21 protein-coding genes and 1 pseudogene are annotated in these 20,558 nt (G+C 44.8%); 12 read left to right on the forward strand and 10 right to left on the reverse strand.

Features of this window, described 5'->3' with window-relative positions; all coding sequences use genetic code 11:
• Window positions 1-691: 691 nt before the first annotated feature.
• The gene (locus tag F6J99_RS22525) at window positions 692-931 is read right to left on the reverse strand and encodes a hypothetical protein (protein ID WP_293115499.1); all 240 of its coding nucleotides are present in this window, start codon (window positions 929-931) and stop codon (window positions 692-694) included.
• Between the two features lie 755 nt (window positions 932-1,686).
• Here F6J99_RS22525 and F6J99_RS22530 point away from each other — a divergent pair.
• On the forward strand, window positions 1,687-3,486 hold the full coding sequence (locus F6J99_RS22530) for a mechanosensitive ion channel domain-containing protein (RefSeq protein WP_293115501.1): 1,800 nt from the start codon (window positions 1,687-1,689) through the stop codon (window positions 3,484-3,486).
• A gap of 354 nt (window positions 3,487-3,840) precedes the next feature.
• On the opposite strand, the gene F6J99_RS22535 is transcribed toward F6J99_RS22530, so the two are convergent.
• Both F6J99_RS22535 and F6J99_RS22540 read right to left on the reverse strand, forming a co-directional pair.
• Window positions 3,841-4,029, reverse strand: coding sequence for a chlorophyll a/b-binding protein (locus F6J99_RS22535; RefSeq protein WP_070391741.1), 189 nt, complete (start codon window positions 4,027-4,029; stop codon window positions 3,841-3,843).
• A complete protein-coding gene (locus tag F6J99_RS22540) occupies window positions 4,026-5,027 on the reverse strand; it encodes a succinate dehydrogenase/fumarate reductase iron-sulfur subunit (protein ID WP_293115503.1) in 1,002 nt (333 codons plus the stop codon). Before F6J99_RS22540 ends, F6J99_RS22535 begins: the two co-directional genes overlap by 4 nt.
• Window positions 5,028-5,438: 411 nt before the next feature.
• Between F6J99_RS22540 and F6J99_RS22545 the strand changes: the two genes are divergently transcribed.
• The 4 genes from F6J99_RS22545 (at window position 5,439) to F6J99_RS22560 (ending at window position 7,949) form a co-directional block, all read left to right on the forward strand.
• Entirely contained in the window at window positions 5,439-5,858 is a 420-nt protein-coding gene (locus tag F6J99_RS22545) for an AbrB family transcriptional regulator (protein WP_293115505.1), read from the forward strand.
• Window positions 5,859-6,022: 164 nt separating this feature from the next.
• Window positions 6,023-6,151 carry a hypothetical protein gene (locus F6J99_RS22550; RefSeq protein WP_293115507.1) on the forward strand — a complete coding sequence of 43 codons (129 nt, stop codon included), beginning with the start codon at window positions 6,023-6,025 and terminating at the stop codon, window positions 6,149-6,151.
• A gap of 607 nt (window positions 6,152-6,758) precedes the next feature.
• Window positions 6,759-7,622 (forward strand): type II CAAX endopeptidase family protein, encoded by an 864-nt coding sequence (locus F6J99_RS22555; RefSeq protein WP_293115509.1) that lies wholly within the window; start codon window positions 6,759-6,761, stop codon window positions 7,620-7,622.
• Window positions 7,623-7,772: 150 nt separating this feature from the next.
• On the forward strand, window positions 7,773-7,949 hold the full coding sequence (locus F6J99_RS22560; protein ID WP_293115511.1) for a hypothetical protein: 177 nt from the start codon (window positions 7,773-7,775) through the stop codon (window positions 7,947-7,949).
• 508 nt (window positions 7,950-8,457) lie between these two features.
• Here the strand turns inward: F6J99_RS22560 and F6J99_RS22565 are convergent.
• The 7 genes from F6J99_RS22565 to F6J99_RS22595 form a co-directional block, all read right to left on the reverse strand.
• Window positions 8,458-8,577 carry a photosystem II reaction center protein J gene (locus tag F6J99_RS22565; RefSeq protein ID WP_071986820.1) on the reverse strand — a complete coding sequence of 40 codons (120 nt, stop codon included), beginning with the start codon at window positions 8,575-8,577 and terminating at the stop codon, window positions 8,458-8,460.
• Between the two features lie 36 nt (window positions 8,578-8,613).
• Window positions 8,614-8,823: a hypothetical protein gene (locus F6J99_RS22570; protein ID WP_293115513.1), complete on the reverse strand. Its 210-nt coding sequence runs from the start codon at window positions 8,821-8,823 to the stop codon at window positions 8,614-8,616.
• Window positions 8,824-9,091: 268 nt separating this feature from the next.
• The gene (locus F6J99_RS22575; RefSeq protein WP_071986819.1) at window positions 9,092-9,211 is read right to left on the reverse strand and encodes a photosystem II reaction center protein L; all 120 of its coding nucleotides are present in this window, start codon (window positions 9,209-9,211) and stop codon (window positions 9,092-9,094) included.
• A gap of 11 nt (window positions 9,212-9,222) precedes the next feature.
• Entirely contained in the window at window positions 9,223-9,357 is a 135-nt protein-coding gene (gene psbF / locus F6J99_RS22580; protein WP_075897540.1) for a cytochrome b559 subunit beta, read from the reverse strand.
• A gap of 26 nt (window positions 9,358-9,383) precedes the next feature.
• Window positions 9,384-9,629 (reverse strand): cytochrome b559 subunit alpha, encoded by a 246-nt coding sequence (psbE, locus tag F6J99_RS22585; protein ID WP_070391736.1) that lies wholly within the window; start codon window positions 9,627-9,629, stop codon window positions 9,384-9,386.
• 133 nt (window positions 9,630-9,762) lie between these two features.
• The gene (locus tag F6J99_RS22590) at window positions 9,763-10,755 is read right to left on the reverse strand and encodes a photosynthesis system II assembly factor Ycf48 (RefSeq protein WP_229424273.1); all 993 of its coding nucleotides are present in this window, start codon (window positions 10,753-10,755) and stop codon (window positions 9,763-9,765) included.
• 149 nt (window positions 10,756-10,904) lie between these two features.
• A complete protein-coding gene (locus F6J99_RS22595; RefSeq protein WP_070391735.1) occupies window positions 10,905-11,252 on the reverse strand; it encodes a rubredoxin in 348 nt (115 codons plus the stop codon).
• Window positions 11,253-11,575: 323 nt separating this feature from the next.
• Here F6J99_RS22595 and ndhC point away from each other — a divergent pair, with 323 nt between their 5' ends.
• From ndhC to F6J99_RS22630, 7 genes and pseudogenes are all read left to right on the forward strand, one after another.
• Window positions 11,576-11,938, forward strand: a complete 363-nt coding sequence (ndhC, locus tag F6J99_RS22600) for a photosynthetic/respiratory NAD(P)H-quinone oxidoreductase subunit C (protein ID WP_070391734.1) — start codon at window positions 11,576-11,578, stop codon at window positions 11,936-11,938.
• Window positions 11,935-12,681 (forward strand): photosynthetic/respiratory NAD(P)H-quinone oxidoreductase subunit K, encoded by a 747-nt coding sequence (gene ndhK / locus F6J99_RS22605; RefSeq protein ID WP_293115521.1) that lies wholly within the window; start codon window positions 11,935-11,937, stop codon window positions 12,679-12,681. The genes ndhC and ndhK overlap by 4 nt, the downstream gene beginning before the upstream one ends.
• Complete coding sequence (locus tag F6J99_RS22610; RefSeq protein WP_293115515.1) at window positions 12,674-13,204, forward strand: NAD(P)H-quinone oxidoreductase subunit J; 531 nt, start codon at window positions 12,674-12,676, stop codon at window positions 13,202-13,204. The genes ndhK and F6J99_RS22610 overlap by 8 nt, the downstream gene beginning before the upstream one ends.
• 1,783 nt (window positions 13,205-14,987) lie before the next feature.
• Entirely contained in the window at window positions 14,988-15,965 is a 978-nt protein-coding gene (locus F6J99_RS22615; protein WP_293115517.1) for a family 2A encapsulin nanocompartment shell protein, read from the forward strand.
• A 1,477-nt stretch (window positions 15,966-17,442) separates the two neighbouring features.
• A complete protein-coding gene (locus F6J99_RS22620; RefSeq protein ID WP_293115523.1) occupies window positions 17,443-18,672 on the forward strand; it encodes a cysteine desulfurase in 1,230 nt (409 codons plus the stop codon).
• Window positions 18,673-18,816: 144 nt separating this feature from the next.
• Window positions 18,817-19,797, forward strand: coding sequence for a family 2B encapsulin nanocompartment shell protein (locus F6J99_RS22625; RefSeq protein ID WP_293115519.1), 981 nt, complete (start codon window positions 18,817-18,819; stop codon window positions 19,795-19,797).
• A 465-nt stretch (window positions 19,798-20,262) separates the two neighbouring features.
• Window positions 20,263-20,472, forward strand: a pseudogene (locus tag F6J99_RS22630) (RNA-guided endonuclease TnpB family protein); the annotation flags it as partial.
• Between the last annotated feature and the right edge of the window lie 86 nt (window positions 20,473-20,558).

The following is a 20,558-nucleotide window of genomic DNA, read 5'->3' on the forward strand; positions in this document are numbered from 1 at the left end:
TGTAATAGGCTTTTTAGTTTAATTAACAACTACGGACTTAATTAATCAATAATTTTGACAAAACTAGCTAAATCTATTCAGTAGAGGGTTTACTTCTAGAAGTAAACCCTCTACTGTTAATTATGCTCTGAGCTAACTTGTGATCACCTGGAACTTGACAGAATTACTGACAGAGTCAGGTTCTAGTATCAAAAGAGTATTTCGCAGGACCCAAGTAACTGATTGTATTCGGTCCCCTCAGGACACTGGCAAAAGCTCGAATTGCCACAACTATTGAGGTTTTGAAAGCAAACACTCCTGATGGGTGGGAATACACACCTGTTCAAAACAAGTTCTCCATGGCCATCTGCCATAGACATGTCTTCGATGATGCACTTGCCGGCGGATCCATCATAGGAATATCCATCCGGGCACGTGCAAGAGACAGGATTGCCACAGGGATTGTCCATAAGAATACAGCTTGATGGGGGACTGATCACACAAGGGCCAATTCCCTGTGCGATCGCAGGGGGGGCGCTAGTTAAAAACAGTTGTGCCGCTACCAACAAAGCGCACAGCACTTTCAACGCTTGGGCGAATTTGAAGTTCATGCCGTTTTTGATAACTTTTAAGATTTTCATCACCTAACTGATCTCTGAATGTTTGTTTCTGATCAAACCAAAATGATATTACTTCGCCACGGATATTATTGTCAATTTATTTTCTCCGATAAACTAAAAATATTATATTTTTTTAACATAAAATAGGGAGCAGGGAGCAGGGAGGGGAGCATGTCACTTATGCAGAACATTTGTACTAAATCTGGGTAATGGGTAATAGGTAATAGGGGGAGCAGGGAGCAGGGAGCAGGGAGCAGGGAGCAGTAAAAAAAAACTCTGTGCACCTGATAGTTATGAAAACCGTCGTAACTACTAAAACTAATGTTATTCATTAAATATATATATATATTAATTAAATTTATAATTGGAATTAATAGGATATTTAGGATAGTATTTATCCATTTATTCTAAGATTTTTAACCAATTAATTCCTACTAAATATTGCCTGTTTTATTGGTTACATAATTAAAACTCATGTAACCAATAAACATCAAAAATAAAGGGTTTTACCGAGTTTAAAAGAAGCGAATTATACTAAATGCGGCTGGTAAATATACCATTACCGATAAATAAGCTATGGATGATGGCAGCCATGAATAATTAATTATCAGCTAGGGAAATAAAGATGTGATAAAAGCGGAGTCAGTATTCAGCAAAGATTTTGCAAAATTTTTGTTCAAGATGTTTATTGGTGGAAAATATTGGGCAACAATAAGGACATGGCTCGATTTGAACCAATAAAAGGGTATCTATACCTTGTTGACTATTGAGTGTTGACTACCCCCGGCTTCTTCATTTCTTAGTTAGATAGAGAGAATTAGAAAGGGATAAATTCTGTCAAAACCGAATATTTGCGGACAATTCGGCTCCGCTGCTCTGCTACTCTGCCCCCCCTCAGTCTAAATCGAAAATGAAACAGCTCTGCCGATCTTCGGGGGTAATGGGGGGAGCAACTGTTGACAGTCAACGGTTAAGACTCAACAGTGAAGCAAATTATACAGGTTACATCTTCATTGGTTAACACTCAGCAGTGAAGCAAACTATACAGGTTACATCTTTATTAACGTCTTATTAACACGAAAAACCAATGATTCGTTACCGACAAAAGAAAATTAGCATTTTATTTGGCAGTCTCTTAATGGTTGGGGTATGGTGGTTACCGGTCCAAGCGAAACAGACTACTAATTTAATCTTAGAGAAAGCCGTTACCACTGACGATCCAACTATTCCGATTGAGGAGCTAGAGCTAATGCTCAAGCCTTTGACTAAGGATGAGCTGGATGGTGAAGCTGAGGCGTGGATGTTCTTGCTTAAAACTAAAGTTAAAGAACTTAGCGATGCGGAAATTGCTGTAAAGCGCAAAAATCGAGAGCTTCAACAAACTAAAGAAGCTGTTGATGCCCTAGAAGATGCCAAAGATGCTCTTGAGGAAGCGACAGATACTAAGGAAAAAATAGAGACTAAGGGATCGGCTAAGGATCGTCTTAAAGCTTTAAAAGCTGCTGAAGAGGCACAGGAAGCTCTCGAAAAAGCTCAGGAGTCAGTAGAAGAAGCAGTCAAAGAAGAGGAAAAGACCAAGCAAGATAAAACCTTGCAAGGGGCGATTGATAAAGCAGTTGAAGGTACTGAACAGCAGAAAGATAAAGCCAAAACCTCAAACCAGGATGTTGCTAAGGTTCAAGAAAAGATTGGGACAATTAGCAACAAAATCGTTACTGATGAACAACAGCAGAAAAAGACTCAACAGGGAATTGACAAAGCCAAACAAAACCTAGAAGAAGCGGTCGAGGCCAAGACCGAAGTTAAAAAGCAAGTTCTGGTCAACATGACTACACTGCGAGAGGAACGCACTGCTTTAAGCGATCGCTTTGAGGTCGTACTTGAAGAGCTGGAAACTAAAGGCGGTGATGTTCAGTTGTACAACAAATACATCGATGCCATCAGTGGGATTAAGGTTGACGTCACCGACACTGAAGGAACTTGGATTACCATCGTCGGCTGGCTCCAGTCTAAAGAAGGAGGTCTGCGCTGGGCGAATAACATTGGCAAATTTTTAGGAATTGTTGCTGGCTTTAGCATCCTCTCTCTGATTTTAGGGAAAGTCCTCGAGAAATCTTTGTGGATGTTCCCGAATATGTCAGCTATGCTCCGTCAGTTCGTAGTTAGGATAACCCGTCAAGGATTATTTTTGGTGGGTATTCTTTTAGGTATCACTGCTTTAGAGGTCAGTATTGGTCCACTAATGGCCATGATTGGAGCTGCTGGTTTTGTGGTAGCGTTTGCTTTCCAAAATACCCTCGGTAACTTTGCCAATGGGTTAATGATCTTGCTCTATAAACCCTTCGACGTGGGCGATATGATTGAAGTCGCTGGGGTAAAAGGTACGGTTAAGGATGTCAACTTAGTTTGCACCACCATCAATACTTTGGAAAATAAAATCATTATCGTGCCGAACAACTCAATCTGGGGTAATGTTATTGCCAACGAAACCAGTAGCTCCGTCCGCGCTATGTTTCTTACTGTAAGGATCAGCTACAGCAATAGTATTACTCAAGCCCTCCAAGTTCTTAAGGAGATTGCCAACTCTCATCCCTTAGTATTGGAAGACCCTGGTCCTTGGATCGACACTGGGGAATTGGCTGAATATGCTGTTAACATTTGGTTTATGGCATATACTAAGAAAGAGGATTACTGGACAGCCTATTGTGACATCAGCCGAATTATAAAAGAAAGATTTGAACAAGAGGGAATTGTGATCCCACTGCCGAGGCAGGAACTATACATCAGTGAAGCTATGGCTAAGCAAGACCTTCCCCAAGCAGGAAGTCATGGCCAGATAGCAAATCCAAAGCCCCATAGCTCTTTCCCCAACGGTAAGACAGCTTGAATCTGTAGACTTATCTGTAGAATGCCTACTTTCGTATAGCAGGCGTCCAACATCTATCTAATTAACACAACTGATAGCCAATCCAGGTGCAATACTCCAGTTTAATTAGCTTAATTAATTTATTTAATTCATTGCCCAGAGCCTTGTAGAGACCTAGCATGCTAGGTCTCTACATTTGTGTAGCCGCAACAATTGGCTGGTCAGGGCAAAGAGGAAATCCCAACAGAGGTAGTAAACCGTCAACCTTGGCCTTTAGGCCACGGGTGCGCGTTCAACGGTCAACCGTCAACAATCGTGATTGTAAGAGCAAAGAAATCTCAAGCTCGGGATCATTATATAGTAGTTGGAAATTCCTTAGAGTAGACCCAGCCAAGTCAACAAACCTTGACCAGTGAGCAATTCCAGTAACAGGATACAAACTAAGGCAACCATCGCAAACCTGCCGTTGATTTGCTCAGCATAGGGATTCCAACCAAAAGCTGGTAATGGTTGCTTAAAAGACTCCTCAGATGATTCACTCTTATTGGGTGTTTCAGAACTCATGACTGATCAGATCCTTCAGACTCCAAATTTTTTACCGATTCAATTAGCGATCGCACTTGTGATGTTCCTGCTGATGGAGAAAAGCTCAAGGGAAACTTACCTCGAACTAGCATTCGTAATCCCAGTGGTCCTAGGCTCGCCAAACCTTGGATATCTCGAAATGAGTTACCAACCACCTGCAAGCCAAACTTACGCTCATCAATCCAACCTCCCTCTTTGACTAAATCAATTAGGACTTTGCGGTGGCGGATTGGACGACTCTCTTGGTCATCAATGGCTTCAAGAATATGCTGTTTAATCTTACCAATTTGATCCATAGGAGCCACACCCATCGGGCAAACCGCATTACACATCATACAGCGGGTACAACCCCAGACTCCTTTTATTGCTTCGTTATATTTCTCCAAACGATTTTCTGTGGTATTATCACGAGAATCTACCACCAGACGCTGTGCTTTAGCCAAGGCATGAGGACCGACAAAATCTTGATTAACTTCTTTGGCATTACACTCAGAATAACAGGCACCACACATGATACAATTACCTGCCTGAGCCAAAAGCGATCGCTGTTCAGGACTCTGTAAAAATTCCCGTTCGGGAATCTTCCTAGCAGCAGTGCTGACGTAGGGATCAACAGCTTCTAAGTTATCCCAGAAGCTGCTCATCTCAACGACTAAATCCTTGATTATTGGCATATTACCCAGAGGTGCTATAGTAATCTCCGGAATTTTAGACTGATCTGGGAGCTGTTGCTTCCCCAATTCATTGCCCACATTTTCCTTACAGGCCAAAGCCGAACGACCATTGATTCGTATGCCACAGCTACCACAAATCGTGTTGCGACAATTTTTGCGAAAAGCTAAAGTACCATCTTGTTCCCACTTAATACGATTCAAGCATTCCAGAATCGTGTTTCCTTTCTCGACATCTAGCCTATAAGTCTGGAGTAGTGGAGCAGTGTTTTGAGTCTGTCGAATGATTTGAAAATCAACTTGCATAAAACTAAGCTCTTGAGTATTCCAACATATACAAGGATAATCGGTAAGGTTAAGGGATGATATGACCAACACGACTAGGGTTGAGGTAAGTAGTTACTCTTGATAATTAGGCCATACTTGTTTCACTACTCCCTAGGGAAGCAAGACCCCTCGCTAGTTGACTTCTGGTGTAAGAGTGCAATCCTATTGGTATGTTTCCTGGATTATTTTCATAGTTATCATATTACTGCCCCTATAGGGTTAGGCAGGGATTGTCTGATCTGTTAGTATTGAAATACGTAAAGATTTAAACAAATGATCCAAAATATCTTGTCAACTGAGATAGATTTAACGATATATTTTTAATAGAGCCAAAGTTTGGCTATTAATGATCTTGACCACTCTGAAGTTTAAAGGATATCTCGTGAGATTATGCCAGAGATTTCAACTACTCCCCTAACTGGTAAAGCATTACTTCAAAAAGTAAAAGAGCTATCACACTTGCCTCGCCGAGAGACAGCCAAGCGTTGCGGCTATTACACCATAACTAAAACTGACCAGACCCGCGTCAATTTAACAGATTTTTATGATGCGGTTTTAGCAGCCAAGGGTGTTCCCCTGGATCCAGAAGGCACAAAAGATGGTCGGGGGCGTGAACCGACTTATCGTGTGAGTGTCCATAAGAATGGTCAAATTGTTATTGGTTCAACCTACACTCAGTCCATGGGATTAGAGCCTGGTGATGAGTTTGAAATTAAACTAGGCTACAAGCATATCCATCTTAAGCAGGTGGATGGCGATTTTGAATCTGAAGAGGTATCTACTCACAAAGCAAAGAAAGCCACCTCTTAGTGCGTGTTCCCTAGCGCTTTTTCAAAGCGCGGGGTCGCACCGCAAAGAAGTAATCATTCTTACAGAAAATCCTGCGAGTTTGAAACCCCCGTCTCTAAGGGAGCGGGGATGAAAAACGACAGTGTGGGGCGAGCAACGCCTCCCCATGAAGATTCTTTGGGGACGTGAGCTTTGAAGAATTTATTGGCGACGTGATGGCTAAAGCCCCCGTGATTGATCCGGGGGATATAAGCTTGCTTGACGAATTTATTCGTCAATGGATATTGTTTTATTCTGTTGTCGGTAATTCCTAAACTAGCGCTGTCCTATATAATAGGAAGTCAGACAACCAACTTGCCTGAATATAAATAGACAACGTAAAAACCTGTTAAAAGCATGATACGTGCACCTCGGTTTCGTCTAACGATCTGGGAGTCTATGAAACGAATAAGGTAGATATTTTATTAAAGTTGATTGTCTGCCATTCTAAAAAAGGTACGGTGGGGTTTGAAGTTACCGTAAGTAGAGGGTCGCCTTTACAGGGGACTGGCTATGAGAAAAAGGGTCAAAACTTATTAACTAAGGCGACCCTCTACTAAGGTTTCGTTTCCGGCACACCAGAACCTGGAGCTTAAATCCAAACCCTGGGGCAGAGTTTGGCTCTACTTTGCTTTGTGAAAACCATTATAGGTGCGCTCTTACCATTAAGAATTAAATTCCCGTGGTTATTGTCGCACCTGTATAAACAAAAATCTTCTTTCTACTACCTGAGGAGTCGGTAAACCAGGCTATTATTAACCAGCCCGATTTACTCTGTCGTTAGGGAACTTGGCATAGGAAAAAAGCAGCCGCTTATGGTAGTGTAGTTGAGACCTTATAGTAATTTGATAGTAATTTGATAGCAATTTGCAAATCTCGCCAATGGCTATTCTTGATCAGGCAACTAATGGGTCGTTTGTGTCATTAATGACGTCAACTACTATTTTGAAGCTAGGAACTTTTTTCCTAGCTTGGGTAGTTTTGTGGCTGCCCTTAGCTCTCCCTATAGCTATGGTTTTAAAGTGGCGTCCAAATCAGCCTTTAGCACCAGGCCAAAAGTTACCACTACTCGCAGCACTTTACCTAATTGCTCCCCTAATTTTATGGGGAGCTTCTCAACTAGAGGGGGTGCCTTTCTCCGATTACGGATTGGAGTGGAAATTAAGCGTTTTAGGGTCTTTAGGATTGGGACTAGGAGTAGGTATTTTCAGCTTAATCATAGTATTTACTGGGCAATTATCACTAGGCTGGGTGCGCTGGAATTCTGAAAATTGGCAGCGTTTGCTACCGATATTACTGCCAGTGATGTTATTAGGTCTGTGGATTGGGCTTACAGAAGAGTTAGTCTTTCGTGGCTTCTTAGTGAATCAACTAAAGCAGGACTATTCTATCGGGGTAGGAGCAGCCATCTCTAGTGGGGTTTTTGCCCTATTACACCTAGTTTGGGAACAAAAAGATACTATCCCTCAGTTACCAGGATTATGGCTAATGGGAATGGTATTAGTCCTAGCCCGTTGGGTGGATGGAGGCAGTCTGGGTTTAGCATGGGGACTACATGCTGGTTGGATTTGGGGTTTAACTTGCTTGGACTCAGCTGAATTAATTGCTTACACAGGCAGTGGACCAATTTGGATAACGGGTTTGGCAGGAAAACCGTTAGCTGGGATAGTTGGTCTTCTTTGTTTATTGGAAGTTGGGGCTTTATTATTACTGATGTTGCCAAATCAGCTGGTCAACATTTGGTGACATCCCCTCAATTAACCTAGGGGAGCCCATGTATCCTCATAAGGGTAGGTTTTTAACAAAGACGTGAGGTGTGGGGTGTGGGGTGTGGGGTGTGGGGTGTGGGGGATAAGAAAATGTACTTAATTTGTCGTTGTCTTGATGCAGTCGCTCATGGGGGAAACCCCCTGTTCCCTTGCTGCATCGCTAAAAATCATCATTGTCTTGATGCAGTCGCTCATGGGGGAAACCCCCTGTTCCCTTGCTGCACCGCTTTTTCGTTGTTTTCCTTTTCTTCTCCCTCTGGGTCGCCCCATGTTTGACCCTAATGAAAAAAACCTACCCCTGTGAGGCCAATGTATCCCGGCGCTAACAAGATCGGATATAGCGCGGGTCTTATCGCTGCCCCAGACCCCCTCGATTAGATAAAAATTTAAGCTGTTTTAAATTGGCTTTAAACCTCTCAACAGACTCCTATATCCGGCAGGCTGTCTTAGCAACTAATGACCAAAAAAAATACCGCCAGCTCATGTTAAACCAGCGATTATCCTATTGAAACAAGAGGCAAATTAGTCACAACCATATCAGAGATTATGGTCGGATCTACCATTGACATCATCACGGGTTAAAACCGCGTGAATTATTAGGTGCGCTTAACCCATTAAGCATAAAATTCACTACGGGTTGCACCTGTAGCTAGCCCACAGCCAAAGGCATAAAACCCTATTGGCTTTAAGCCTTTCAAGGATTTTTTAGGTTTCAAAACCTTGTTATAATGGAAACCTATCACCAACTAAATCAGGGAATTATAGTTGGTGATAAATTACAGGTTCCTGTTAATCAGAGAAATCGGTCAACCTTACATGGAAGAACCAACTCCCACATAGGCACCATAGAAGAAAAGACCAACCACTACGAGGACACCAGTACCAGCGATAGTGGCAACTATCCATAAAGGAATTCTTCCCCCTCCAGACACAGCTTATACCTCCAATTTTAAATCAAGTTTTTTTTCTTACATGTAGTTAACGATAGAAGGCTTAATAACTAGTAATTTCGTTGAAAAGCCTCCCTCGTGGCTTAGATTTTGTGCAACTCCTATCAGGAGTAATCTTTGCCAGACTTCTTCCTGCTTCCGCGAACGGCAGGGATGCAGCTTCGGAACAGGGGAGCCAGTGCGGTCTTGGGGGTTCCCCCCATGAGCAACTGGCGTGGTTTCCCCCACTCGCGCTTTGCATCAAGACAATATTGTAAAGGCTTGTTGAGCTAGCAGCACTTTTCCCTTAACTTAACTACTAGTGACAGGGCTACGAAATAGCGTTCATTCGTAGGTGCCATAACCTAAACAACTTAGGAAAAATGTCTATCGCGGTGCATCTTAGCTAGGAAATTAGCGATTAACCGGAAATTACCAGGGAATTAACTAAGAGTCTTTTCCAGTTTACATCCGAGCCGTCTCCAAGATGGGGATTTAGGCGAATCTGTTAAATCAGTTAATTAAAGAAATAACTGGAAAACAGAATACCAAGCACAAAAATCAGTAATAGACCTAAGTAAAGAGACGTCCGATTGAGTTCAACCGGCTGTCTATTGGGATTGGAATTCCGCTCCATAATTGCTTCTCCTATCGTTGAATAAATTGCATGGCTGCGATCGCGCCTAAGAAAAAGACTGAAGGAACGGCTAGGGTATGAACCGCTAACCATCTAACCGTGAAAATCGGATACGAAACTGGTTGATTGGGATTACTGCTAGTCATGATTGTCTGCCTTTATCTAAAAAACCTTATGGAGCAAATTCTTCAACTTGCTGTTTAGCATTGTAGCGGTCGGAAACGATTGGTAGTTCCATCCGCTCTTGAGTAAAGTATTCATTAGGACGGGGTGTGCCAAACGCATCGTAAGCCAGACCAGTGCTCACAAAAAGCCAACCAGCGATAAATAGGGCTGGGATAGTAACACTGTGAATCACCCAGTAACGAACGCTGGTAATAATGTCACCAAACGGACGTTCTCCAGTTGTACCTGCCATCGTAGATTCCTCCTACCAACAACCGTTTAAAATTCCATAACTATAATAGTTCTAAGTGCCGTTTTTTTCTACATCTTCGATGTTGAAAGATAAAACGAAACTGACTGGCATCGATCATAGGGATTTCCAATCCTTAAGCTTCCTGGGTAGGCGGCTCATACTTGAGTAAAATCCCTTTCTGACCAATGACAAACCCCTGTTCTGGTGTTACAAAGACTATTTTGTAAAAATTCGAGGGAACATCCCTAAGATCCCGGTCTTTTTGCCAGGTTTCTCCACCATCAAAGCTACAAAGCAAATTACCACTGCCACCTGCTACCCAAATTTCATTGGGTGTGCGATAGGCTAAGTCAAGTAATCCCAAGCTGTTGGAAAAATCTGGATAAATTGGTTCTTCCCACTCTTCTAGGTTTTCGGGAGTGCTAAATTGTACCTGACCACCCCGGGCAAGAATCCACAGACGACCATCGGGGGTAAACCCCATATTCTGGAGACGCTTGGAACTGTAACGATTATGCTGTAACCAAGCACTCTGACCTGGATCCCAAGTGGAGTAAAAGTTCCCTCTAGCAGACACAGCAACGTAACTACCATCTTCAGAGCGGGAAATATTACGGGTGACTCCGACCGCTTGTGCTACCTGTGCCTTCCAGGTTTTACCAGCATCCTTAGTCTGATAAATTGCGCCAACATCAGTGGTCATCTCTGCTGAGTTGGGTCCGAGAGCCAGGATTCTGTTGGGTGAACCTGGTAACTTTTCACTTAAGAGAATGCGAGACCAAGATTCACCCCCATCATTAGTATGAAGCATGATCGAGGGTTGACCAACAATCCACCCCTCATCACCAGCAAAGCTTACAGAGGAGAAGCGATAATTTTCATCTCCTAGATCCAAGCCTTTCTGTTGCCATGTATTACCCCCATCCTTAGTCTCAAAAATTGTGGCATAGCTACCCACAATCCATCCATGACTAAGATCCCCGGTAAAGCCAAGGTCTTGCATGGTCGCTTCTGTAGGTAAGGAAATAACCGCCCAAGGATTATAGCTTATGGATGAAGGAAATTTGCAGCTGACACAAATTAATGCCACCGCCAGTAATATTAAAATTTGTTTCAGCGTTTTCATCAAATATCTCATTATTTCCAGAACTTTTTGAGTATGGCAGCGTTCTCCGTAGGTTTTCAGACCCCACCAAGGGCGATGGCTTCTAGATCTAAGCTTTGGTGATGCCAGCAGTTGCTCACGTTCACGCATACAAGCCAACTGCCCTGATTTCAGTTCAAACCGTAAAGGCTCAGAAAAAACAAAAAGCCTAATCCTAAAGCGGCAAAAATTAAAAGGTTCTTTTGTGCTGGTGTCATGCGGTTAACACCGAAGCCATAGGTAAGATTCTCCTGAAATCCAGACGGGGCATTAACAGCACCAATATTAATAAACTGAATTTTCGGAGCGCTGCACACTGGACAGCGCCAATCATCTGGCAAATCCTTATATAATGTCCCAGCTGGAACATTGCGATTACTATCTCCCTTGGTCGGATCGTAAACATAGCCACAAGCACGGCATTCATAGCTGCTGGGTGCCTGTTCAGCTAGGGTTTGCTCTGGGGCTCGTTCAGTCATCGCTCTGTAAGCTTAAGCAGCAAATCTTAATAACTATGTTAAAAAATATTATCACACACTAAGTGTCAGATTTTCTTAACTTTCGATTTAAGCTCAGGAGTTTCTCTGAGATGCCTGACCCGATTTTTGATGAACCCTTGAAAGAGTAGGGTCTTCTAGGGAGAGGGAGTACAATCAACTACGAGCAACCTTGAAGTCTATGGTAGTCATTGGCTTTTGAGAACCAACCACTGACCCCTGAGGACCGTTCAAAGGGGCAGACCACCTATAATAAAGTTTGTAAAGAAGTACTAACGCCAGTTTTTACCTGGCACTGACCAATTGTGTTTGTTCTTAGCGGTTACGAGTATCTCTTAGGCTTCATACTAGCTTGCAGCTTAGTTCCCCTACTAGCCCTGTCGGCTTCCAAGCTTTTGCGACCTAGCCATCGGGAGCCAGAGCGGCGCACCACCTATGAATCTGGTATGGAACCAGTGGGGGGTGCTTGGATTCAGTTCAACATTCGTTACTATATGTTCGCCCTGGTGTTCGTGATTTTCGATGTTGAAACTGTATTCCTCTATCCCTGGGCTGTCGCCTTCAATCGCCTGGGATTACTGGCATTTGTGGAAGCCCTAATTTTTATTGCAATTCTTGTGGTTGCTCTGGTTTACGCTTGGCGCAAAGGAGCCTTGGAATGGTCATGAACTCTAATGTTAAAACGGATAGTGCTGCTATAGAACAGCAGCAAACAAACAAAATTCTTAACCCGATTGAGCGAACCCAAATCACTCAAGACCTATCGGAAAATGTAATCTTAACTACAGTAGACGACCTTTACAACTGGGCGCGGCTTTCCAGCCTCTGGCCGATGTTGTATGGTACCGCTTGTTGCTTCATTGAATTTGCGGCAATGATTGGGTCGCGGTTTGACTTTGACCGTTTTGGTTTAGTTCCTCGTTCTAGCCCCAGGCAAGCAGATTTAATTATCACAGCGGGTACCATCACCATGAAAATGGGACCAGCACTGGTTCGTCTTTATGAGCAGATGCCAGAGCCGAAGTACGTGATTGCCATGGGAGCTTGTACCATTACTGGCGGCATGTTTAGCGTTGATTCTCCAACAGCAGTCCGTGGTGTAGATAAATTGATTCCAGTGGATGTCTATATACCTGGGTGTCCCCCTCGTCCAGAAGCAATCATGGATGCTATTGTCAAGCTGCGCAAAAAGGTGGCTAACGAGTCGATTCAGGAGCGTGGTCAGCTCAAGCAAACTCACCGTTACTACAGCACCACTCACAACATGAAAGTGGTACCAGAGATTTTGACTGGTAAGTACCTGCAATCTGACGAGCGCTATACTCCCCCCAAAGAGTTGACCGAGGGGATGGGAATGGCAGTACCACCAGCACTCAAATCCTATCAAAAGCAGGAGGTAGAGCGTGGCTGAAGAGTCAAAACCCGTAGAGCAAACCACACAATCCTCTGAGATAGTTGAAGCGGGAAAAGTCTCGGGATGGCTCAAGGAAAACGGTTTTGAGCATGAGTTCATGGAGTTGGATCACCTAGGCGTTGAGGTACTCAAAGTTGAACCAGATGTCTTGCTTCCCATTGCTACTGCTCTGTATGCCTATGGGTTTAACTACCTCCAATGTCAAGGAGGCTATGATTTTGGTCCTGGGGCAGACTTGGTGAGCTTTTACCACTTGATTAAAGTGAGTGATAATACTGATCACCCTGAGGAAGTGCGTGTAAAAGTCTTCCTACCGCGAGATAATCCTAAGGTTCCCTCGGTGTACTGGATTTGGAAAGCTGCTGATTGGCAGGAGCGGGAAACCTACGATATGTTCGGTATAGTTTTTGAAGGGCACCCTAACCTGAAGCGGATTTTGATGCCAGAAGATTGGGTGGGTTGGCCTTTGCGGAAGGATTATATATCACCGGACTTCTATGAATTACAGGATGCTTATTGATTAGCTGTCCGGCAAAATTCATCCCACACCTATGCTGGGCATTAGGTGTGGGATGAATTTTGCACAGAGTATGTATGGAATTGCTATATTATATCTACTGATAAACAAAGCCGTTCACGAAGCGTGGCCAAAGGCCTTAAATGCTGGTTCGTCAGCTATTTACTAGGGAAAAAATCGAATTTTTGTATTGTTCCGGCACGGAGGGGAATCCCGGAGAGGAAACCTTAGAAGAGGATCGCCTTAATCATAAAGTTTTAACCAAAGGTGCGCTTTCCGCATTAAGAATTAAATTCGCCACGGGTCGCACCTCTTTTATGCATAGCCTGCTAACCATAAAGGCTCCACTCTTCTTGGGGTAACTTCTGACCGTGTCGTTAATAAAGCTTGGCGAACGCGCCCCGCGTGGTCAAAAGCCTTGTATCCGTTTGCGCAGCGTCGGCGAAAGTCGATACCGCTGGGTGTAGTTGGCAAGAAGCCTAAACTGACTCTTTGAGTTCAGTGTAGGAGTATGTCACTTATGGGTTTGTGATCTTTTCCGATACTTTTTAGCTACCAAAGTCTACCAAGATAGACTTTGGTCCGCCAAGGCAAGATGCTTTCACATCCAGGGGGTATCTCCGCGCTTCTCTGACGGAATATCCCGCGAGCGCCATAAAAATGTCAACAAAGTTGGTTCCACCGGGATAGAGAGCGCAACTATTAAACCCTTGGTTTTCGGCTTTAATTTAAGTTACATAATAATCCCTGTCGGTGTTACCCTAACTTAAGTATAACAAATAATAAGAGTTTTTGGTAGACTCTGCGACATTTTCTTTTGCTGTTCACTAACCTCCCTTCAGTATACCAAATAGTTTGAGATATTGCTAGACTATGTGACACTTTTTAGAAGTGTATACAAACCCTGATGCGATCGCAAACTCAACATCGCACTTTCCTCACTCCCTAAGAGGGCTGATGGGTTATAGTGAAATCAAGTTACTTAGGATTCTCGATGACCTGATCAGCTTTTAGCTTCCAGGAAAAAAAGCCCCAAATCTGCAAGCGTGATCGACCACCCATGGCCTACGGCCAACTGTGAGTGTGGGATAAATTTTGCACAAAGTCTTTCACACAAAACCGGCACGATGCCTTATATTATATTGACTGACAAGCAAGGTCGAAAATGCTGCTTGTTGGTTAAATGCTTCACGTATTTGGATGCATCAGTTACCTCAAATCTTTGCCGTTGCTCGTAACTTTGCTCTAAATATCTATCCTTCTGATTACTTTTCAAATATAGCTTAGGCACAAAGATGGTGCCAGTTTGGACTAGATAAACAAAGAGCGCATTTTCCACCATGAAATAGCCCTGGTTAGATATACTTATGCATTGGTTAAATGAGCTAGGTTTTTATTTTTGTCTGATCAGGTGCAAGAGCTGAGTATACTTAGATATTGCACCAAGTTAAAAATTTACCTGTCAAACTAGGGAACAGGGAACGGCGAACAGGTAAAAGTGATAATATTTGACTATTTAAGTACTGAAATTGATTGTTATCACTGCCGTTATTAAGTTTTTTGTAGTTGTGCAATATTTCATTATATAGTGTTTTGGTAATTCAATAAACACTATATAATTTGGAAAATCCCTTGTCAACAAGCACAATAAGCCATGGTTAATTAAGAAATATTACCGATTACCTAACAAGATAAAAGATTTGTTTATTCTAAATTGCTGTCCGCCTCAGCATAATAGTATATTAATCCAGGTGAATAAAATTAATGTACTGCTTGGATTTAAGAGATGGTTTATACATCAGACCAACCGCAACAAAGCTTAAGTACTCAAACAGCGCGTAATTTAGCGACGACGACTAAAACAGCGCCCCAAATGCGGGGGAAGACCCCACGTTTACTCCTCAAGCTTCTACCTTGGGTTGAGGTTTCAGGTGGTACTTACCGGGTGAACCGCCGAGATATCAGAGTTACAGAAGAGATGCCCACGAACGATGATGGGGAAAAGAACATTGAAATATTAAGTGGTCACGAAGGCGAACCCAGCGTCACCCAAACCTTTGTTGACTACGACGATGAACCTCGGGAGTATCCTTTGAGTATTGCCCAGACAATCTTGAAGGTTCATACCCGAGTCGGTGATCTCTACAGCAATGTCACGGATCAGGTGCGAGAGCAGTTGCGCCTCACCGTTGAAGGATTGATGGAACGTAAGGAAAAGGACATTATTAACCATGATGGTGATGGTGATCCCGACAAAGCCTATGGCTTACTCCATGCCGCAGATCCATCTATGCGCATCTCCACTCGTACTGGGCCACCCACACCGGATGACTTTGATGAACTATTGGCAAAGGTCTGGAAACAGCCAGCATTTTTCTTAGCTCACCCCCAAGCGATCGCTGCCTTTGGTCGAGAATGTACGCTCCGGGGTGTTCCTCCTGCAACCGTTCAACTATTTGGTTCACCCTATATCACCTGGCGAGGGGTTCCGGTAGTTCCGAGTAATAAGTTGAAGGTAAACGAGGGCAAAACCAATATTCTGCTGATGCGAGTTGGCGAAGCCGCCCAAGGGGTGGTGGGTCTACACAAAACTGGCGTGTCTGGAGAACAAGTGCCGGGGGTGTCCGTGCGCTTAATGGGTATCAATGACCAGGGGATTGCCACTTACCTGATTACTACCTATTTTTCCGTAGCCTGCCTTGTGCCCGACGCCCTGGGCGTTCTGGAGAACGTAGATATTACGACCTACCATAATTATGACTGAACAACAAGGTTTAAATCTTTCCCCATCGCCTCAGAACAGTCAACCCCTTGAAAGTTCTTTCGGAGGGGATCTATCCGATCCCCAAATGTTAGATCAAATATTGAATCAGCTCTTGGCCCAGCTACCCGAACCGCTAACCTCACCACAGGCAATGGCTGGCATGATACCACAGATGTTGACTGGACAGGGTTTAAGTCAACCCGTAGCGGCTGCTCAATCCCAATCCAGCAGCCAGAGTCCCAAGCAACCGGAGGCTCAACCCCAGCAGACCAATAGTGGGCAAAGTTCAGAGCAATTGCTGTCTGATGCCCAACAGCAGCTGTCCAGCCTACAGGGTCTAGGCCAAATCATAGACCCAATCATCTCTGAGGCTCAACCACTTATGTCTGGTCTGGAGAGCCTAGACCTATTGGGAGCTGAAGCTCAACAGCAGCTGTCCAGCGGGTCAACCCCAGACCAGATGGCTGGAACTAGTCAGCTATCTCCTGATTTCCAGGGAAAAACACCCACATCTGCCCCATTAACGCCAGTGCCTCAGGGGGATACCTCTGGCTCTGCCTCAATGCCTGAGATCTCCTCAGCACAAACCCCCAACTTGTCTCCGACTCAAACCAGTGAGGCAGCAACCAAAAGCACAACTGCACCCAGCACTGCTACCGAAGCCAATCGGCCAGGGCGTCAAGTACCCAGCCAATCTCCAAGCAGTGAAAATGGCATGACAGGGATGGGGGATCTCAGCCTCAGCGAGTTCCTACCCGACTCAGCCGAATTACAGCGTCTGTTTGAGCAAGGCATGGCAGCCGTTCTGCCAACCAAACCTGCTCTTCCAGCTTCCCCTCAATTTGGCTCAGACCAGATGGGAGCAGCAGGATCTACCAATACAGTATTGCAGAACCCTGAACAGGTAGGATCGGAGGTTGAACCAAAAGCTAAAACGGTGTTAAACCCCGAACAACCTGGTGCAGTAGGCCAACAATCCTCTCCTGATATCCAGGGTAAAACAGCGGCTTCTTCCCAATCTGCGTCTTTATTTGATGGAAGTTCCCCCGATTTTTACTTTTTGCCGAATCTGTCTCCAACCATGAGCTCTGATGCTTCTACGCTACCGGATGGGTCAGCAGCAGGTAACAACATGGTGGGTCCCGAACAAATTGGAAGGGCAATAGAAACCCAAAGCCGTGAGCTACAAGGTCAAGGGGAAGGGGAAATCCAAAACCTCAAACAACTTGGGGGACGGAGCACCAGCGAGGCTCTACCCCAGCTTGAGATGCTACCCGGTGCCGAGTTCCTGACCATTTTAGAAGAAGGGGTTGGTCGCATTCCTCTGAGTGAAGCAGATCTGCATCAGTCTCTAACCGAACCTCCAGCAGCGGTGCCCCTGCCCCCTGGAAGCACACCTAAGTTTTACTTTTTGCCAGACTCAAAACCGGCGGAGTCAAGCTCATCAAAGCCTTCCACTGATCAGCAAACCTCGCAACTGCCCCAGGATGGCTTTGATGTGGAAGCGGTAAGGCGAGACTTCCCAATTCTGCACCAGCAGGTTCATGGCAAGCCACTGATCTGGATGGATAATGCGGCCACCAGTCAAAAACCCCAGAGCGTGATCGATACTCTATCCCAGTTCTACGAGCAGGATAATTCCAATGTACACCGAGGGGCTCATACCCTAGCGGCGCGCTCTACCAATGCCTACGAAGACGCTCGGGAGAAAATTCAACGGTTTCTGGGCGCAAGTTTAGCCAAGGAAATTGTCTTTGTACGGGGTACGACCGAAGGGATTAATCTGGTGGCGCAAACCTATGGTCGCAAGCATGTTAAAGCTGGGGATGAGATTTTGCTCACTACTTTAGAGCACCACTCTAACATTGTGCCCTGGCAGATGCTAGCCCAAGAGAAAGGAGCTGTGTTAAAGGTTGCTCCTATTAGTGATCAAGGGGAAATCCTACTGGAGGAATATCAAAAACTGCTCAGCGATCGCACCCGTATCGTTGCCCTGAGTCATGTTTCCAATGTGTTGGGAACAGTGCTGCCCATCAAAACTATGGCAGCTATGGCTCATCGCCATGGTGCTACGGTGGTGGTCGATGGGGCTCAATCGGTTCCCCATTTCCGAACCAATGTTCAAGACCTCGGGGCTGACTTTTATGTTTTCTCCGGTCACAAGCTCTTTGGCCCCACTGGTATTGGTGCTCTCTATGGCAAGGCAGCTTTACTCAAAGAGATGCCCCCCTGGCAAGGTGGTGGCAACATGATTGAGTCTGTTTCCTTTGAAAAAACCACCTTTAACGACATTCCAGCTAAATTTGAAGCAGGTACCGGTAACCTGGCGGCAGCCGTAGGTTTAGGGGCAGCCATTGACTATCTCAATCAAATTGGTTTTGAAGCAGCGGCTAAACATGAAGAAGCATTGATGGCCTATGCCACAGCGGCAATGGCAGCTATTCCAGGATTGCGCCAGATTGGTACAGCGCCGGGTAAGGTCAGTACGTTGTCCTTTACCCTGAAGAATATTTCTTCACAGGATATCGGGAAATTCTTGGATAGTGAAGGCATTGCCGTACGTGCTGGACATCATTGCGCCCAACCCACCCTGAAACGGTTTGGGTTGACTAGCACTGTGCGCCCCTCCTTAGCTTTTTACAATACCTTTGGAGAAGTAGATAAGCTGATCGCAGCAATTAAAAAAGCAAAACACCAGTTATCTTAAGCTGTTGCGTATTTAACTTGTATGTTTCGGATGGGCATCTCGCCCATCCCACAAGAAACTGATGATTGTTGTTTATACAAATTAGATGCGTTGCGAGCTTAAAACTCAATATAAAAACCCTAATCGTTTAAGAGAACCCATCCCATGGTTTACACATCGGAGCAGCCACAACAGAGTTTAAGTGTTCGGGCCGCCAAGAAACTAGCCTGCACCATGAAATCCCCGCTGCAAATGCGGGCCATTTCACCACGCTGGTTGCTCCAGCTATTGCCTTGGGTTGAAGTGTCAGGGGGGACTTACCGTGTCAACCGACGGGATGTCAGGATTTTAGAGGGTTTTGCCGCAAACGATGACGGAGAAAAGAACATTGACATCTTAAGTTGTCACGAAGGGGAACCCACCCTCACCCAAACCTTTGTTGACTATGACGATGATCCGCCGGAATATCCCTTAAGGGTGGCTCAAACGATTGTGCGGGTGCATACCCGGGTCAGTGACCTCTACAGCAATGCCAGAGATCAGTTGCAAGAGCAGTTGCGCTTGACTATTGAAGGGCTAAGGGAGCGCAAGGAATGGGAAATTGTCAATAACGATGGCAATGGTGATCCAGACCGAGCCTTTGGGTTACTCCACAGGGCGGATCCTTCCATGCGACTCTCAACACGCACAGGTCCCCCCACCCCGGATGATTTCGATGAACTCCTGGCTAAGGTGTGGAAACAACCTGCTTTTTTCTTGGCTCACCCCAAGGCGATCGCTGCCTTTGGTCGGGAATGCACTCGTCGTGGGGTTCCCCCAGCCACAGTTAACCTGTTTGGATCGCCCTTTATCACCTGGCGTGGAGTTCCCATTATTGCCAGTAACAAACTTGCCGTGGATGCCAAAGGCAAATCCAATATTCTGCTGATGCGCGTGGGTGAAGCGCAGCAAGGGGTGGTAGGGCTGCGTAAAACAGGTTTGATTGGTGAACATGAAGAGATTCCAGGTGTGTCTGTGCGGTTGATGGGCATTGATCACAAAGCGATCGCCTCCTACCTCGTCACCCTTTACTTTTCTGCCGCCGTGCTGGTTCCCGATGCTTTGGGGGTACTAGAAAATGTAGATATTGGTTGCTACTATGATTAGGTGTTAGGTGTTAGGGAAAGTCCCTTGTGTTCTGCAACGTTTTCTGATATTATTATTATTTTACAATTGGATAGATGGCTACCAACTTAAGGTGGGAAGCTTTATATAGCAAGGGCTTCAGCTTTTGGACAATTGAGCTATGCTTGGTCGGAATTTTGTCCCGGTTTACTTTGGTAGCAGGATAGATGTGCGCCTATAGATGACCGAAGACCCTGAGGGCGCAACGCCCCACCGATTCTATCCATGGGGTTAGCCCTTTAAAGTTACCGTAAGAATAGTGGAGCCTTAATCAATAAGTTTTTACCCTTTTCTGCATAGCCTGCCAACCATAAAGGCTCCACTATTCTAAGGTTTCGTCTTCTGAGGGAATTTATTCCCTAACTGCTCGGTAACTTTCGTCCTAGAATATCGACTATAATAGCAAGTAATGCATTAATACCAAGGAGGTGATTTTAAGTGTTGGTTATGGAGTTCAAGGCTGTCCTCAAAGAGCCTCAAAAGTTGGCAATAAATGAAGCCATTAGAACGGCTCGTTTTATCCGTAACAAGGTACTTCGGTACTGGATGGACAATCGTGGAACAGGAAAGAAAGAACTCTATCGATACAACACTCAATTAAGGGAAGAGTTTGAGTTTGTAAAAAACCTGAATAGTCATGCATGTCAAGCTTCGGTTGGTGCGATTCGTTAGCTAGAAACTATACCCTACCAAGGGTAATAGGGGATTAGCTGCTTGAGTTCAGAACTCAAGACAACTTGACA

The sequence above is a fragment of the Moorena sp. SIO4G3 genome (assembly GCF_010692305.1).
Taxonomy (GTDB): domain Bacteria; phylum Cyanobacteriota; class Cyanobacteriia; order Cyanobacteriales; family Coleofasciculaceae; genus Moorena; species Moorena producens_A.